This window comes from Alkalihalobacterium alkalinitrilicum, assembly GCF_002019605.1.
Lineage (GTDB): Bacteria > Bacillota > Bacilli > Bacillales > Bacillaceae_F > Alkalihalobacterium > Alkalihalobacterium alkalinitrilicum.
On record NZ_KV917368.1, the window covers coordinates 3,370,024 to 3,387,184 of the forward strand.

At 38.8% G+C, this 17,161-nt stretch carries 17 protein-coding genes and 1 pseudogene; all 18 read right to left on the bottom strand.

Going from position 1 to position 17,161, the window contains the following annotated elements:
* Positions 1–13: 13 nt before the first annotated feature.
* The 18 genes and pseudogenes from BK574_RS16205 to BK574_RS16285 all read right to left on the bottom strand — a co-directional run bounded on the left by BK574_RS16205 (position 14) and on the right by BK574_RS16285 (position 17,046).
* Positions 14–1,213 (bottom strand): DUF58 domain-containing protein, encoded by a 1,200-nt coding sequence (locus BK574_RS16205; protein ID WP_078429316.1) that lies wholly within the window; start codon positions 1,211–1,213, stop codon positions 14–16.
* Positions 1,210–2,166: an AAA family ATPase gene (locus tag BK574_RS16210; RefSeq protein ID WP_078429317.1), complete on the bottom strand. Its 957-nt coding sequence runs from the start codon at positions 2,164–2,166 to the stop codon at positions 1,210–1,212. Before BK574_RS16210 ends, BK574_RS16205 begins: the two co-directional genes overlap by 4 nt.
* A gap of 241 nt (positions 2,167–2,407) precedes the next feature.
* Positions 2,408–2,590 (bottom strand): hypothetical protein, encoded by a 183-nt coding sequence (locus BK574_RS16215; protein WP_075388835.1) that lies wholly within the window; start codon positions 2,588–2,590, stop codon positions 2,408–2,410.
* A 609-nt stretch (positions 2,591–3,199) separates the two neighbouring features.
* Complete coding sequence (locus BK574_RS16220) at positions 3,200–3,358, bottom strand: CoA transferase (RefSeq protein ID WP_218970584.1); 159 nt, start codon at positions 3,356–3,358, stop codon at positions 3,200–3,202.
* A 58-nt stretch (positions 3,359–3,416) separates the two neighbouring features.
* Positions 3,417–4,181, bottom strand: a pseudogene (locus BK574_RS28470) (acyl-CoA dehydrogenase family protein).
* Positions 4,160–4,534 (bottom strand): acyl-CoA dehydrogenase family protein, encoded by a 375-nt coding sequence (locus BK574_RS28475; protein WP_238458034.1) that lies wholly within the window; start codon positions 4,532–4,534, stop codon positions 4,160–4,162. Before BK574_RS28475 ends, BK574_RS28470 begins: the two are co-directional and overlap by 22 nt.
* 403 nt (positions 4,535–4,937) lie before the next feature.
* Positions 4,938–5,483, bottom strand: a complete 546-nt coding sequence (locus BK574_RS16230) for an aromatic-ring-hydroxylating dioxygenase subunit beta (protein WP_238458035.1) — start codon at positions 5,481–5,483, stop codon at positions 4,938–4,940.
* Positions 5,484–6,848 (bottom strand): aromatic ring-hydroxylating oxygenase subunit alpha, encoded by a 1,365-nt coding sequence (locus BK574_RS16235; RefSeq protein WP_078429318.1) that lies wholly within the window; start codon positions 6,846–6,848, stop codon positions 5,484–5,486. It abuts the gene before it with no gap.
* A 598-nt stretch (positions 6,849–7,446) separates the two neighbouring features.
* A complete protein-coding gene (locus BK574_RS16240; protein WP_142247983.1) occupies positions 7,447–8,424 on the bottom strand; it encodes a catechol 2,3-dioxygenase in 978 nt (325 codons plus the stop codon).
* A 405-nt stretch (positions 8,425–8,829) separates the two neighbouring features.
* Positions 8,830–9,351, bottom strand: a complete 522-nt coding sequence (locus BK574_RS16245; RefSeq protein WP_218970585.1) for a TRAP transporter large permease subunit — start codon at positions 9,349–9,351, stop codon at positions 8,830–8,832.
* A gap of 11 nt (positions 9,352–9,362) precedes the next feature.
* Positions 9,363–9,698: a sulfatase-like hydrolase/transferase gene (locus BK574_RS16250; RefSeq protein ID WP_078429320.1), complete on the bottom strand. Its 336-nt coding sequence runs from the start codon at positions 9,696–9,698 to the stop codon at positions 9,363–9,365.
* 661 nt (positions 9,699–10,359) lie between these two features.
* Positions 10,360–11,820, bottom strand: a complete 1,461-nt coding sequence (locus tag BK574_RS16255; RefSeq protein WP_078429321.1) for an aldehyde dehydrogenase — start codon at positions 11,818–11,820, stop codon at positions 10,360–10,362.
* Complete coding sequence (locus tag BK574_RS16260) at positions 11,817–12,017, bottom strand: 2-hydroxymuconate tautomerase (protein WP_078429322.1); 201 nt, start codon at positions 12,015–12,017, stop codon at positions 11,817–11,819. Before BK574_RS16260 ends, BK574_RS16255 begins: the two co-directional genes overlap by 4 nt.
* A 55-nt stretch (positions 12,018–12,072) precedes the next feature.
* Positions 12,073–12,873 carry a 2-keto-4-pentenoate hydratase gene (locus BK574_RS16265; protein ID WP_078429323.1) on the bottom strand — a complete coding sequence of 267 codons (801 nt, stop codon included), beginning with the start codon at positions 12,871–12,873 and terminating at the stop codon, positions 12,073–12,075.
* A gap of 21 nt (positions 12,874–12,894) precedes the next feature.
* Positions 12,895–13,671, bottom strand: coding sequence for a 2-keto-4-pentenoate hydratase (locus BK574_RS16270; RefSeq protein ID WP_078429324.1), 777 nt, complete (start codon positions 13,669–13,671; stop codon positions 12,895–12,897).
* A gap of 171 nt (positions 13,672–13,842) precedes the next feature.
* Positions 13,843–14,853, bottom strand: a complete 1,011-nt coding sequence (gene dmpG, locus BK574_RS16275; protein ID WP_078429325.1) for a 4-hydroxy-2-oxovalerate aldolase — start codon at positions 14,851–14,853, stop codon at positions 13,843–13,845.
* A complete protein-coding gene (locus BK574_RS16280; RefSeq protein WP_078429326.1) occupies positions 14,850–15,764 on the bottom strand; it encodes an acetaldehyde dehydrogenase (acetylating) in 915 nt (304 codons plus the stop codon). The genes dmpG and BK574_RS16280 overlap by 4 nt, the downstream gene beginning before the upstream one ends.
* 400 nt (positions 15,765–16,164) lie before the next feature.
* A complete protein-coding gene (locus BK574_RS16285) occupies positions 16,165–17,046 on the bottom strand; it encodes an adenylyltransferase/cytidyltransferase family protein (RefSeq protein ID WP_078429327.1) in 882 nt (293 codons plus the stop codon).
* Between the last annotated feature and the right edge of the window lie 115 nt (positions 17,047–17,161).

Genomic DNA, 17,161 nt, shown 5'->3' on the forward strand with positions numbered 1-17,161 from the left:
GTAACCAAAGTCATCACCTGCTTTTCATCAGTTCCATATTAAACTTTTCATCTGTAAACTGATACACTTTCACACTCTGCATTCGAAGCAACTGTAAATAGCTTTGCTCTTCCGTCTGACTAGAGACCCAACAAACGATAACTTGAATATTCATCGCTCTTAAATACTGAAACCACTCATAGTCTTGAAGATTTAAAGAAACGGTTACCACGATAATCGTCCCATTACGGTAAGCTTCCAACAAACTTCCTTCAGTTGGGAGGAATTGGTCCTTTTCACCTTTAACTTTTGCTAGATGATAGTAAAGTGACTGATAGTGTTCTAGAGTTGTGTCTGGAAATAACACTTCAGACTCCTTCCCAATGCTAACAAAGCTCAGCGCATTATGACTTTCATAACAATGTTCTGCAATTGAAGCGGTAAGTTCGACTGCTCTTTCAAACGCTTCTTTAGAATTTTTTCCAATAAATCGGTTAAAAAATAAATGGAAAGCTTCTCCCTGTGATGCTTCAAACTCTTTCGTCATCAATTTCTCACTTCGAGCAGAATGTTTCCAATCAATACTCGTTAAACGATCTCCAGGAATATAGTGACGCACACCAGCAATCGAAAGCTCTTCCTCTAATGAATGTGCAAAAGACATGCTTTCTCCAAAACCACCACTAGAGTGAACATTCCAACTCTTTAAAGATTGATAACTAGGAAAAACTAGTACTGTTGTATCAACTATTATTGTTTTCTTCCGTTCAAAAAAGCCGAACATATCCCCAATGAAAACCTCTACCTCACGAAATCGATGTTCTCCTCTTGGTAAATGACGAATCGTATAGTGGTAGGACAATGTTTTTTTTAATGATAAGAAAAATAGAGCGCTATTATTCATATGATCGCTCATTTCTAGTTCTCGAGGAAGAACATCCTTTACTCTAAGAAAACAAAACGGGTGGATCAATTTATTCTTTACATCTATTACTACTTCTACTTCATCATTAGCCCTTAAGGTATTAGCACTTAATGTTCGTTGCACTTCAATTCGTTGAAAAGTAAAAAGAACAACACTAATCGATAATAAACTAATCACAACAATACTATAAAATAAAAACCAACTAACAAACCCACCTTGAAACATAGCATAGACGAAGAGCGTGATATTCAATAGTAATAAAAACAAAGGCTTCATTGCCTTTTTCATCACAGAAAAGAACAACTTCATCGAGCCGCTTCCTTTTTAGCAGTAGGAACAGGAATTTTCTCTAACATATTTTTTATCACTTGTTCAGATGTCATTTTCGCCATACTCATATCTGTTTTTAGTAGAATCCGATGAGAGAAAGTAAATGGCGCTAAAAATTTAATATCATCAGGAATGACATAGTCTCTTCCTTGTATATAAGCATAAGCTTGCGCTGCTTTCATAATCGCTATGGAACCACGTGGACTAACACCTAAACGAATTCCCGGATTCGTACGTGTTTCGTTTACAATACTCAAAATATAGTTTTTGACTAATTCATCTACATAAATCTCTTTCACTTTATGTTGAATTTCAATCACTTCTTCTAGTGAGATGACGGTTTCGAGTTTTTCAATGGGATGACCTTTTTCGATCCGTTCTAGAACATCTAGCTCTTCAGCAAAGGAAGGATACCCTAACTTTAACTTAAACAAAAAACGATCAAGCTGTGCTTCTGGTAACGGATACGTCCCCGAATACTCTATTGGATTTTGAGTAGCCATAACGAAAAAAGGTTTTCTTAAAGGAATGGTATCCCCATCAATCGTAACATGCCCCTCTTCTAGCGATTCAAGTAATGCTGCTTGTGTTTTCGGAGACGTACGGTTAATCTCATCTGCCAGAACGATATTTGCCATAATCGGCCCTGGGCGAAATTCAAAACTCATCGTTTTCTGATTATATATGGATACGCCAGTAACATCTGACGGTAATAAATCAGGGGTAAATTGTATTCTCTTAAATTCTGCTCCGAGTGTTTTAGCGATCGCTTTTACCATCATTGTTTTTCCGACCCCTGGAACATCCTCTAATAGAACATGCCCACCAGACAGAAGTGCAACAATACTTAGTTCGACTTCTTTTCGTTTTCCTACTACAACTTTTTCAATATTATCTATCGCTCCTGAAAGTCGCTCTCTCACGTTAGCCATACAAGAATACCTCCATTTTCAATAAAACCAGTCTACTATCATCTTAGCATGATAAAACAGGCACGCTACTATCTTATATTTCCAATTTTACTACAGTCTCAATTATATAGGCGAATAATAGTTTAATATTATTGTTAATTTTAAAAAAATTGATAATAACCGATTTTAAAACATAGAGCTAGTGAAAAAGAGCATCTGTAAAAAAAGAAAAAAGCCGTTGATATACAACAGCTTGCAAAAGTTACGTACGTTGAATCCCAGAAGAATAACTTTGGATTAACTTTTGTAAATTTTTGTGTGACTCTCTTAACTTAATCGTTTCATCCATTATCTTTTGAAACCCTTCCAAATCTTTGTCAGATGCGTTTAAAACAGACTTTGGAATTCCTTCGGCGATTTGTTGTAAGGATATGTCCCGACTCACGACAATGACCACCTTCCTGTTCGATAGTTGGACAGTATTTTGTCCTCTATACATATTTACTGAAAGAAAGGATATTTTCCTGCTAGTAGCGACGTAAAATTTATCTACAAGTATCAGCAGTAACGTACAAATTCAGCCGATTTCTAAAAATTATTAGCAAATAACGACGGAAAAACCAAAGAAATTAGAAAAACTTTGAGAAGAACCAATATAATAGTTTTTACTTTATACCTGACACCCCATTGCATATACTATTAAAAAGTTTGATTGTGGAAGTAGCTCTTTAATAAAAATGTTCATATCTTACTGAATGCACATTATCCTTTACTAGCTCTGGCCATTAATGTTCATATAGAACGCATTGACTTTATTGTTGATCTTCAGATATCTCAACTATTTAGCCCTTATTATAAGGTACTAACTACTCCGCAACTTAATCAACCACTCTCTCAACAACTCAAAAATGAATTGAACCCTGCTGAGATGAAACAAATCGCCTATTGGCACCTATAAGCATTAGAGAAATTATGTTTAACTATTGGGATTTATCCTGGTTCAGTTTTTTAGGGTATAGACCGCCCCCAGCGTAGCGTAGGTGGGAAGTTCTAATCAGGTGGAGTCGAGACTTGAATACTCGATTTTCCATCTTACTGGAAGCGTTTCAACTTTAACAGCTTCCGCTCCCATATCAGCAAGCATCATCGTAGCAAAAGTCCCTGGCAAAAGCGTTGAAAAATCTAAAATTTTTAATCCTGATAAAATTCCCACATTCCAACCTCCTGCTTACTTTCCTAAAATGTCCTTACTAATAATTTCTTTCATAATTTCAGAAGTTCCACCAGCGTTGCACCCTTGCATCTACATACGCTCTTGACATAGGGTATTCTTCCATATACCCATAACCGCCAAACAACTGCACACATCCGTCAACCACTCTGCCTTGTGCTTCAGTCGTTGATAATTTGGCAATACTAGCATCAGCTGTAGACAATTGATTTTTCTCAAGCAGAGCTAGACACTGATTGACGTAAGCACGATTCACTTTGTATTCCGTCGTCATTTAAGCCATTTTGTGACGAAGGGCTTGCATCTTACTAAGTGGCTTTTCGAATGCCTCCCGTTCATTTAGATACCTCACCGTGATCTCTAACGCCCCTTCCATTGCGCCACATGCACCAACAGCCAGAGTCGTCCTTTCGCGAGGCAATTCGTTCATCAGCGTAATGAACCCATTATCTAGTCCTCCAAGAATATGACTAGAAGAAACAACCACATCTTCTAAAAATAATTCTGAAGTATCAGCAGAAGCTAATCCCATTTTCTTTAATTTTTTTCCTTTTATTAACCCTTGCATGTTAGCATCCACAATAAAAAGTGTCGTTCCTTTTGAAGCAGGTACATTCTGGTTCGCCTTTGCGACAACGATGACAAAATCGAAATGTTGGCCGTTGGAAATAAATGTTTTCGAACCATTAATGACAAACTGATCAGTTATTTTATCTTTAATTGCCGTTGTTTTTATTCCTTGTAAATCACTACCCGCACCAGGTTCAGTCATGGCGATGGCACCTACAAATTCTCCAGCAGCCATTTTTGGTAAGTAATGAGCCTTTTGTTCTTCCGTACCAGAGTTAAAAGATAATGGGCAACGATGTTCGAGTGAACAGATAAATTACCAGAAATAGAATGATATCCAAGTCTGCTGAATTCATCTACGATACTAGCTGAAAAATGCAATGATGCTCCTAAACCACCGTATTTCTCTGGAATATCAACAAAAGAAATCCTGCTTTTCCTAACTTTCTCCACAGCTCTCTCGGAAGAAGCCCATCCTCTTCCCACTTGCTGTAATCGTCTTCTATTTCTTTTTTTTGCAAAAGCTTCAATAGATACTCTGAATAACGTAATTTCTTCTTCACATTTGTAAGGAGTTTTTTTAGGCAAAGAGATTATTTGCTCTGAAGAAGTTTAAACCCGTAATCTGATGCCCCTTAACTTATACCAATTGTTCAATAAATTTGATTACTCAATCGTTTTCATTAATTTTGCTGATTTTTCTCTGCTTCATCAGTCCATAATCCTTCTTCTTTGAATCGCCCCTGGGTGGTATGTCGCTGGGGGATTTGCTGTAAAGATTTCGTCACGATTCACGGTTTGGAACCAGTTAAGGGCATTTGGAAAAAACTCCTAAAAGTTCCAAACCAAATACCCTTAAAGTTAAGTTGCTATCGCTTCACACTAGTTTGACTGATAGATAAACATTTTTCCTAATCTATTGAAGGAATAGTCTATAACGTATTCATTACAAAGTTTTCATTCAACGTCTCCTTATTAATTGGGAGTACTATTACAAAAACATACTTAAATTGATCGTTCCTAAAACCACCTGATCAGGATAGATAATTCGAGAGGCGATCTTCAATTCTCCATTTTCTCTTCTTATGATATCTTCACGCCCACCAAATAATTCTTCAGAAGTAGTAGCAGAGCCCCTATTGCGCTTGTATAAGAAGTTGCTTCTAACAAAGTACTCCTCATATCCGTCATAAACAATTCCTTTTTCAATAAGAATGTTACTGATAAAATGGCGCTGACGTGGTCCCGAGACTTCTGCCCATGCAGAAGAGGTATCCAAACGCTTTACTCTTGTGCTCAGTGATAACTTTGTTTCGTCAAAAAATTTAGAATCATAATCAATATTTGGTGTATTATGTTTACCTTCATTTGTCAAACGTGCAGGCATTCGATAAACGATATCATCAGCTAGCAAATCAAGCCATTCATGGTAGTTACGGATATCCAGTAAATGGGCTTCCCGATAGAGAAAATTTGAAATTTCCAACTGTACTTCCATGTTCACCGACTGAGTAAGAACCCCTTCTTTTTGACTCATTTAGCGTACCTCCTTTTGAACTGGCTTTTCTTGAAGTAAAAGATCAATCCATCTTTTATGCATACTTCTCGATAATGTATCTAAGAAACAAAGTGGATAGGCTACTCCAGGCCCAGGGAAATCTTCGTCTGGCTGAACCCGGTCAAGACCCATCAAATAATTTAAGAAACTATTGTAACTTAACTCTTTATCTTGAGCCATTAGACCATTACTTGCTTGAGATACTCTGCTCCAAATTTCTGCGTCGTCTTGCTCAAGCATCCCAGATGGACCAAAGGTACTTAAAAAGGCGAAATATGATTTTTCTTTATATTCTTTCGGAGCAGCCTTATCGATCAGATGCCAGCTCCAAACTTCTACCTTATCTGGAGCCAATGGTCTCCATAATCTAAAATTCAAGAAGTTGTATAATTGAGGTTCCCCTTCTAAAGGAGGGAAACTAAATTGCAAAAACCCTAAGTTAGGATAAACTCCACCTACAAAAAAGGAATCTTTTAAAATACCAAGTTGTTCTTTCGTTAAGTTTTTCTCAAACATCGGCCACATGGATTCTGGCATCCCTTGGTATGGAAATGGAGAAATTCCCGTTTCATCTAATGCAACAAGATTAATTCCATGACCATTATCTAAGACAACTTGGTAACCGTGCCCTGGGAAGAAAGGATCATTGGGAGCAATGCCCATTTCTTTAGAGGATTTATGCGTATATTGAACATGGTATGGATCCGACTCGAAATTTTCAGCGGTCACTTTCCAATTTGCTTCAACGACATATCGCTGCGGAGAGCCCTGTACCTCCATTCCCCCATCGCTTCTGCCCAACATAATGTCTAAATACCACTTCAAATTTCCAAGAGATTCATCCAAAGATTCTGCATCTTTATCCAAGTTTCCAAAAATCATCCCTTGATAACTATCAACTTTCGGTATAGGACGCAGATTCCAATCTTCTTTGTTCATTTCCTCCCCGTAAACTTTATTGCCTACAGCGATACCAACTAGGCACCCTTCATTATTATAGGTCCAACCATGAAATGGACAGGTGAAGGATTTTTGTTTCCCTGAATCTGCAGTACATAATAAGGTGCCCCGGTGCGTACAAGAATTAAGAAAAGCTTTAATTTTCCCTGTCTTTGTTTTAGTAACTAGTACTGGGTCATTAGCAATCCATCTTGTAACAAATGAGCCGGGTTCCTTCAACTCAGATTCATGGGCTAGAAATTGCCAAGTGTGTCCAAATACGTTTTTTAGTTCTAATTCAAACATGTCTCGGTCGGCTAGAACCCATTGTGGCAACACACCGTCTTTTAATTTTTCCTTTACTGTCAAGAGTGTTTCTTTAGTGATACCGCTGTGCTTCTCCATTTTTCAAACCTCCAACTTAGTTATTAATACCTTCGGCGTCTTTTCTCTCCGTTACACACAAAAGAGAATACATTGAGATACAAAAAGAAAATATGAGAGCTAATGTTCAATGTCACATAAAATAAAACGCTTTCATAATTTTTGATAGGTTTTGAGGCCTCTTTCATTTTCTATTATTTATCTACTAATATGGAAAACTATAAGCTCAAACTTATTACATGAAAACACCATCTTCCCTATATATGGGACAAATGTATAGAAAATTCTGAATTTTATGGATGTTATTTGACAACGGTCTATAAATTTTGGTATTCCCCCTTTTTTAGACCTTATATGTTATTTATAAATTTTAGAAAAACTGATTGAATAAAACTACTTCACCCAGCCCCTTTTGTGTTCATAACACATCAAACAAACTTCTCTGACCCTATAAGGCATAACCTACATTTTTGAAAGGTGTTTTTTTCTCTTGTTTAGCTTCTAGGGTAAGGCCCACCACCTCTTTGCGTAGATGGTAAGTTCTCTTCAGATGGAGCCCTGGGCTCCATCTGATCCCAATGATCCAATGATCCCAGCTTGCTGGAGCGAGTTCGCTTGCTTATTTAGAAGTTTCAGGAATGGTTACTGGAGTTCCACGTAACCACCATGATTCAGGGAACGCGCTACCAATCCACGCATCTCCGTTTCCAGGTACATCCTTCATATCCCAAATAACTGGTTCGTGCGTTGGGTCTAAGATCAGGTAACCTGCATCTCCGAAAAGTTCCACACGATTGCCACCTGGCTCGTATACATACATACAGAACGCTTGGCTAATGCCGTGTTTGTTCGGTGGTACTTCAACAAAATAGCCATGATCTTTTAATAAATCAGCTAAATCATACAAGTTTTGCGGAATTCCATACCAGTAGCAAAGGTGATGCATTTTCCCTGAAATTTGATTAGGTTCCGGCATGAAAGCGATCTCATGAACAAGGTTAGAAACACTAATCCAGCTTCCGATCACATTTCCGTTATCTTGAATTTGTTCTCTAACACGGAAACCTAACGCATCTGTCATAAATTGCGTGTCTCTTCCTGGGTTTGATGACATAAGGTTCAGATGATCTAAGCGACGTACAGGTACACCAATTTCAGGACGTTTCGTAGTACGGTTTAATAGTTTTGATTTTTCGTTTTCTTTTGGTTGGTAGTATTCGACATCGTAGAATAGTTCCATCAAATGGCCATCAGGTGTCGTAAACTGGAACGCTTCACCATGTCCGATATCTCCATCAATCCAGCCTTTACCAAGACCTGTTTTCATAACCGCTTCGACTCTACGATGAAGCGCTTGCGGAGAAACCGTACGCCATCCAGCATGGCCGAGCCCCGCTTGTTTAGATTCTGTTACTTTTAATGAGTTATGGTAAGACTCTTCATATGCTCTTAAATAAACAGATTGTCCAGAGCGAGCAGTTTCATTCATTCCTAAAAATCTCTTAAAAAAATCTACTGTCTCTTCTGGTTTTGGTGAAAAAATCTCCAAATGACCAAGCTGAGCAACATCAAAAATTGGTTCTTGAATTTTTGTCATAATAAATCTCTCCCTTTTTTTTATGTTTTATTACGATAGTGGAAACATTAATCAATTTATCAATGGGGCTTTGTTTACCCCTAGTGATGGTTAGTTGAACTTAGCATGATCCATCTAAATGTCTTGTAACTTACTGGTGATAACCTACTAGTCTAATATCGATAAAATAAATAGAAGGTCTCTTTTGGATATTGAGCTTCACCTCCTTAAGCTTAAAGTATAAGGTGATACTAGTTATTCAACCGTTTAAAGTTTAATAATAGACATTGCTTTACCTAGGTACAAGATCATACTATCTTAGCCTTAAAAGCTTTTGTAGTGCCTTGTCCCTTTATAATATACAATTCTAATTTTTTTAATTTTCAATTATCCTATTACCTAAAGTGATTTTCTCTATCTTGCAAATTAGCCAATGTCATACGCCTGTTTTTGACTTTCCGTATCACGATCAGAAACTTTACGTTTTGCCAGCCATTCTTGCATGAATACTGCTAGCGCTAAAATACATGCAACTGTATTAATAAGCCAACCTGCTTCGCTATTGATTGAGACCATAATGACAGCGGATAAAATTGTGAGAATCGCTCGTTTCATCCAGCTCAAATCTTTAAATAAATACGCTGCGACTGCGACAGATAAAATATTAATTCCAATGATTACATATAAAATAGAAATTACGACATCCATCATTCCAGCTTCAGGACTAGTTCCTAATAAAATTGCAGAATTATAGACAAAAATAAATGGAAGAACATAGCCCATAATTCCTAATTTTGTTGCTGCAAACCCGATTTTATGTGGGTTGTCTCTTGCAATTGGTGCAGCGGCAAAACATGCTAGAGCAATCGGTGGTGTAAAGTTAGAAACCGTTGCAAAGAATAGAACAAACATATGAGCAGCCATTGGTGTTACGCCTAAATCAATCATTGCTGGAGCTATCAACAATTGGGGAAGCCACTGTCAAACTCGGTAACAAAAGAAACCCCTGTTGAATGAGGATTTCGCCCTGTTAATAGTGATGCTCGTGTTGGCGAACACATCTCTGTTGTATGAAAGTTATTGTAACGTACCCCTTCATCCGCTAGCTGATCAATATTCGGTGTGTTAATATCCGACCCATAACAGCCTAACTGAGCAAATCCTAAATCATCTAACATAATGACGACAACATTCGGTGCACCTTTTTCAGGTGTTGTTGGTTCTGGCCAATGTGGAACCGATTCCTCAACTGTTTTTCCAATAACACCTTGAAATTCTGGTTCTTGAAAAGTCATTGCGATTTACCCCTTGATTATTTTGGCTTAATCATTTGCAATAATGATTCAATACCGCTCATTATCTCCTCTTGAATTTGTCATTACCCTAAACTAGAAAAAAACACTTACAAAAAATATCATTAATTGAATATACAAGCGGGTAACTCCTATTCATATTGTGAGGTGCTTGTTTAGCTCTTCTACTACTCTTCTTGGATCCCTAAAAATGTGACAACGAGTGGTGGCTGGTATTCCTTTACTATAAAAGTTTGATTTAACTATTAGAGTTTCAAACAATTAAAAACATGGCTCTCCATGCTTTAATGTAAGGTTCAACATCCATTAGTAGGTGAAGAGATAAATTACAAAATCCTTTCAATAACAACAAATTTTGCAAATTAAATAAATTAAAGTGACACAGTTCCTTCTAATGATGGTGGAAGCCGATGTCACGTCAAACAGTTCACTCCATTAAAGAAGTTTTATAGTGTAAAAAAGTGCTGTTCTTAGAGCTATTTATTTAAATTTCCTTTACTCTCTGGCATGCATTTGTCCTTTGTTTCGTGTTTTCAGTGACAGAAAAAGGCGCACATTTTATGTTTCTTAAACGTACGCCTTTCATCGATAACAAGACAAATTTCTTTCTATCATTCATTCATTTATTTGTTGATAAAAGAGTTTATTTTAAAGCAATGCAAATGTTCTTCGCTTCTGTGAAAAATTCCAAGCTATGTTGACCACCTTCACGGCCCACTCCACTTTTCTTAAATCCACCAAATGGTGCACGTAAATCACGAACAAACCAGCAGTTAACCCAAATCGTTCCTGCTCGCACATTATGGGAAATACGATGAGCGCGTTGCAAGTTTTCTGTCCAAACTACTCCATTTAACCCGTAATCCGTATCATTAGCAATACGAAGAGCTTCTTCTTCTGTATCGAATGGAATGATCGTTACGACGGGACCAAAGATTTCTTCTTGGCATAAACGCGTTGTATGATCTTCCTGAAGATAGACTGTTGGTTCGAGATAAAAGCCCGTTTGCAGGTGTTCAGGACGTTTTCCACCGCAAATCAGCGTGGCATTTTCCTCTTTCGCGATTTCAAGATAGCTCGTGACCTTTTTGTAGTGGGCTTCACTTACAACAGGTCCCATTTTCGTACCTTCTTCTTGCGGATCGCCAACTTTTAATGCCATCGCCGCGTTCTTAAATTTCTCAATAAATTCATCCAAGATGGAACGCTGAACTAAAATTCTTGATCCTGCAAGACAAACTTGCCCTGAATTCATAAATGCGGCACGGATCGATTCTGGGACTGCTTTTTCAAGGTTGGCATCTTCAAAGACGATATTTGCCGCTTTTCCACCAAGCTCAAACGATACTTTCTTTAATGATGCCGATCCGTTTTCCATGATTCTTTTTGCTGTAGCGGTTGAGCCTGTAAAAGATACTAAATCAACTTCAGGATGCTTCGTAAGAGCCGTCCCAACTACGCCACCTAAACCATGGACAACATTGACGACGCCATCAGGAATTCCAGCTTCTTTTGCGATTTCACCAAGAAGCGATACCGATAGTGGTGTCATTTCTGCTGGTTTAATAACCGCTGTATTTCCAGCAGCTAAACATGGCCCTAGCTTCCAAGTTGTTAACATAAATGGTACATTCCACGGAGTAATTAATGATGCCACCCCTACTGGTTCATACCGTGTATAGTTTAGGTACTCATCTTCCATCGGGTAAGCTTCTCCACCTTGCTGCTCGAAGAAATCGGCGAAAAAGCTAATGTTTTTTGCGGCACGCGGGATCATCCCAAGTGCCATCTCATATGGTTTACCGACGTCCGCTGCATCTAACCGTGCAATTTCTTCTTTTCTTTCTAAAATAATTTCCGCCATGCGGCGCAGCTTATTGCAACGATCTGCGACTGTCATCGTACGCCAAGGTCCATTTTCAAACGCCTCACGAGCGGCTTGACATGCTTTATCAACATCTTCTTCAGATGCTTGACTTACATAGGCAATGACCTCTTGTGTAGCTGGATTTTTGACTTCAAAGATTGCTTGATTACTAGATTGAACGTATTCTCCATTAATATATAGTTCAACTTGTTTAAGCTCTGTCTTTAGCTTGGTCATTTCGAAGTCTCCTTCTGTTTTTTTACTGATTCTCCTGCAATGCCCCAATGCTCAGGTTCCAGTTCTTGGATCATCACACGTACGGCTTGTTCAGGTGCATCAAGTACATCCATCGCAACATTGGTCATTTCTCGAATTAATTTTTCCTTTTGTTCAGGGGATCTCCCTTTTAAAATATTAACTTGAATAAATGGCATAAGTTTCGCTCCTTTCTATTTATCTTTTTTTATGAGTCCAAAAAGCTAGTCTGTTTTATTCCGTGAAAACCGCTTCTACCGTTCCAATTCCGTCAAAGCTTGCAGAGAAATGGTCACCAGGTTCAATCTTCTCAGCACCTGATAGTGAACCACTTAACACAACTTCACCTGGTTGAATGCTTTGGCAAACCTTATAAAGTTTATTCGCAAGCCAAGCAATCGCCCTTGCAGGATGCCCCATGACTGCAGCGCCAGCCCCCGTAGAAATGATTTCACCGTTTTTCTTGAAGACCATTCCCATGAGTTTTAAGTCAAATTTCTCTGGTGAGTAAAAACGGTCACCGATAATAAACTTCGAGGACGAGGAATTATCAGCAACGGCATCAGCCAATGTAAAACTAAAGCCTTGAAAGCGACTGTCGATAATTTCAACGGCTGGTGCAATAAATTCCGTCGCCGCTAACACGTCAGCAACCGTGACATGTGGCCCCTTCAGCTCTTTCTTAAAGACGAACGCAATTTCTGGTTCTAATTTCGCATGGATAAACGGCGCAATGGAGATTTTCTCGCCTTCGTAAAGCTGCATGCTTTCAAGTAAAACTCCGTAAGATGGTTCATGAACGCCCATCATTACTTGTTTTGCTTTACTTGTTAAACCAAGCTTACGTCCGATTCTTACCGTGTTTTCTGCTTCACATTTTAACTCGACCAATTTTTCTTGAACTTGATAAGCTAAAGTTTCATCTAGCTCAGGAAAACGATCGACAAACTTATTGACCGACGTTTTATTTTTTTCCGCTTCAAACAATTCATTTGCGATTTGATCAATTACGTTGACTACATTTGTATTTGCCATTTCTTATCACCTAGTTTCCTTTTATTCTTTAAACGAAACAGACACTGAACCGATATGAGCAAACTCAGCAGTAAATGTATCTTTCGCTTCAATTGGCACTGCACTTGTGAGTGCTCCAGATAGTACGATCTCACCCGCTTTTAACGAAACATCATACTTCGCTAATGAGTTTGCCAGCCACGCCACTGAACGAAGTGGGTTCCCTAAAACAGCTGCACCTGCGGCAGAGTCAAGGATTTCACCGTTTTTATAAGCGACCATTCCGATATTCGTAAGATCAATACCATCTAGCTTTGTCGGCTTTCCACCAATGATCGCGCTTGCCGATGACCCATTGTCTGCGACCGTATCTTCAAATTTAATCTTCCAATCTTCAATGCGACTATCGATAATTTCAATCGCAGGAACAATATAATCGGTTGCTTCAATAACATCCAATGTCGTCACTTTATGACCTTTTAAATCTTTCTTTAAAATAAAGGCAATCTCAAACTCTACTTTTGGTTGAATATACTGAGAAAGCGAAATAGTTTCTCCTTCGACAAACATCATGTCGTCGAGAAGGTGACCATAATCAGGGACATTTACACCAAACATATTCTGGATCGCTTTACTTGTCGCCCCAATTTTCTTCCCAACTATGATCGCACCATTTTCAACTTTTTGACGGATGATCTCTAATTGAGCGTGGTACGCCTCATCGACGGTTATTTCAGGAAAAGTTACCGTTAACGGTTCAATGACATTTTTCGTTTTTTCTGCTTCTAATAAGCGACTTGCCGATTCTTGAACGATCACGTTTGTCACTCCTTTAATATTTATCCTGGTTAAATTTTTAGGGTAGTGACCCCCACCTCTTAGCGTAGCTTAGGTGGGAAGTTCTAATTAGGTTGAGCCTGGACTCCACCTGTTCCCCCAACGTTCCAACTTGCTAGAACGTGTCGCCGCTCACTTTACCCAGCGATTCTCTTAAACTTTTAGTCTTTTTTTCTCAGCTAGCTCGACAGCTACATCTAAAATCCAGTCTTCCTGACCAGCGATTGCTTGACGTTTTCCTAACTCTTCCATAATTTCTGAAGGGCTAACCCCAAACTTCTCAGCGGCATGGCGAACATGTAATAGGAAACTATTGTAAACGCCAGCGTATCCACTTGATAAGTTATCGCGGTCGATAATGATCGGACCAGGCATTAATGGTGCCACAACATCTTCGGCAACATCCATGAGTACCGCTAAATTAATTCCTGTATCGACTTCCATCTTATTTAATGCTGCGACTAATGCTTCAGTTGGTGCATTCCCTGCGCCTGCCCCAAGGCCGCGTAACGTTCCATCGATTTGATCTGCGCCTGCTTCTAGAGCAGCGATCGAGTTCCCAATCGCTAACCCGAGGTTGTTATGAGCATGGAAACCGACTTCGATGGAAAGTGCTTCTTTTAATGCTGAAACTCTTTCTCTAACTCCTTTGGGTACAAGTGCTCCCGCCGAGTCCACAACATAGACACAATCGGCTCCATACGATTCCATTAATTTTGCTTGTTCCGCAATTACACTTGCTGGTTGCGTATGAGACATCATGAGGAAGCCTACAGCTTCAATGCCTAATTCTTTCGCTAAGCGGAAATATTGTTCTGTTACATCTGCTTCTGTACAATGAACCGCTATTCGAATCGCACCAATCCCCATTTCCACCGCTTGGCGAAGTTCTTCACTCGTTCCAATTCCAGGAACGAATAATGAAGCGATTTTTGAATTCTTGGCAGTTTCAATTGCAGTCTTGATCAAATCAAATTCCGAATGAACAGAAAACCCTTGTTGAATTGTTGATCCGAATAAACCAGCTCCATGGCTAATTTCAATCACTGGTACACCAGCTTCATCTAAGCGACCAACAATCTCTCTTACCTGTTCTGGAGAAAAACTATGGCTTACTGCATGTGATCCATCTCTTAATGTTGTATCTGTAATTCTTGGTTTCATTGGGAGACCTCCTTCGTTCCTAGACAGTGCTGAGCATATAACTCTCCAACTTTGCGTGCAGACGCTGTCATGATATCTAAGTTTCCTGCGTACGACGGGAAGAAATCACCCGTGCTTTCCACTTCATTCATAATAACGACAACTGGTAAGCGTCCCCAAGGCGTGTCACGATAATCAACGAACGGTTCACCTTTTAAGCGATACCCTGGTACATAGCTAGATACTTCTTCTACAATGCTTTTTACCGATTTTTTTACCGCCGTTTCATCAAAATCATTTTCTTTAATGACAGCATAAACCGTATTCGTCATTTTAATTTCTGGCACCGCTGAGTTGAACACCGGAATCGCGCGAGCCATGTGGGCCCCACCGACTTCTTTAATCGCATTCGCCGTTGTGCGTGTAAACTCATCGACATTTTGTCTTGTTCCTGGCCCAATCGCTTTACTTGCTGCTGTCGCAATGACTTCCGCATAGTGAACAGGAACGATTCGGTTAACCGCATGAACAAGTGGTGTTGTTGCTTGGCCGCCACATGAAACCATGTTGACGTTCATCGCTTCAATATGTGCGTTGAGATTGACTGGTGGCACAACATAAGGTCCAACTGCAGCTGGTGTTAAATCAATCATCATTTTTCCTGCGTTGCGGAACTCTTCGGCAATCGCCATATGTGCCTTTGCACTTGTTGCATCAAAGACAATCTTAATGTCTGGATCTTCCAAAATCGCTTTTGCTCCTACATGGCTTGCATGAATTCCCATGTTTTGTGCACGAATTAACCCTTCAGATTCTGGATCAATCCCGACCATCATGGAAAGCTCCATGGTTTCTTCATTTTTTAAAATTTTGTACATTAAATCTGTCCCAATATTTCCTGATCCTAAGATCGCAACTTTAACCTTGGACATATTTGTTACACCTTCCCCTTCTCATCCATTATGATTTACGTTCTGCTGATACATGTTATAAATGAAACACCTCAAGAATTTGGATTTATATTAAAAAATTTACAAAGTTTAATTTTCTTATTTCCTAGTTTAGAAAAGATACAGTTACTCCACAATCTATCTGTCCCTGTATAAAGGACATTATTTAAAATTGGGTTAATTATTAACTACCGTGTTTTCGCTTTGTTCTACTTTCACTGATACAATAAACTTTGATCGTGACTCAGTAGCTTTTTTTCGTCCCTAACAAATAAAAAGCTAACTCTTACTGTTGCTACAAAAAGCGCTTTTTCTGAGTTAGCCTTTCGAGATCTTTCCTACTTCCACAAAAAGCATCATCTGGCGCCAATTTCAGAAGTTATCAAACAACCACACGATTCGATACACGGTCTTTTCGAAATTGAAATGTACGATCTAATTGGCTGCACATCCCATTCGGTAGACGTTTATTCCACTGAATTCTAACCACTTCATTATGTTTAAATGAAAGCAGCTTTCCGCTGAGATTGATCAATTTTAATTTCTCATCATTCACTACTGCTACTAGCTTTGTATTCATCTGTTTACTACATACTGTCACTTCGTAAATTCCTGATGGCGGCAACAAGTAATAAGGATTTACATATAATTCGCCATAAGATGAAAGAATTGTAACCTTACCTTCGATTTGATAGTAACTTCCTAAATAATCGGGAATTTTTTCTACCTCTCCAGAAAATAGTAAACTTCTAATCAGAGTCGAGCTAATTTTTTCACCATTGAACTCAATTTTAGTCACTTTGATTCCAGTGATTTGTCCGTTAGAGTCGTCCTTCATACGATCCATATTTCCTTCGCCGCTGCGGCCGTACGTAAAGTCAAAGCCAGCAACTGCTAGTTCTACTTTAAAATCAAGCAGATATTTTTGAACAAACTCTTTTGGCGACAAGGATGCAAATTCACGATTAAACTCAATAATGTAAAACGTATCGGCCCCCAATTCAGAAAATATCCTCTGTTTATCTGATATTGGCATAAGGTAAGGAACAATTTTTCTTCCATTTGAAAGAACTTCCTTCGGGTGGGGAAAAAAACTCATCATACATAAAGGGAGCTTTTTTTCATCCGCTATTCTTTTTGCCTCCTTGATCACCTGTTGATGCCCGATGTGAACCCCATCGAAAAATCCAAGTGCCATCACACAAGGCTTTGCATTAGTTATCTTCAAGTGGCGGTTGCTGGTTGAGATCTGAATGGTTTCCAAAAAACTCCCTCCTAAATTAGAAAACTACAACTTTATTACTATCGATGGAAACGTTGTTACTAGTAAAAATAACGTGAAACTTCATTCAGTGGGGGACATCTTCCCCCACTGCTAT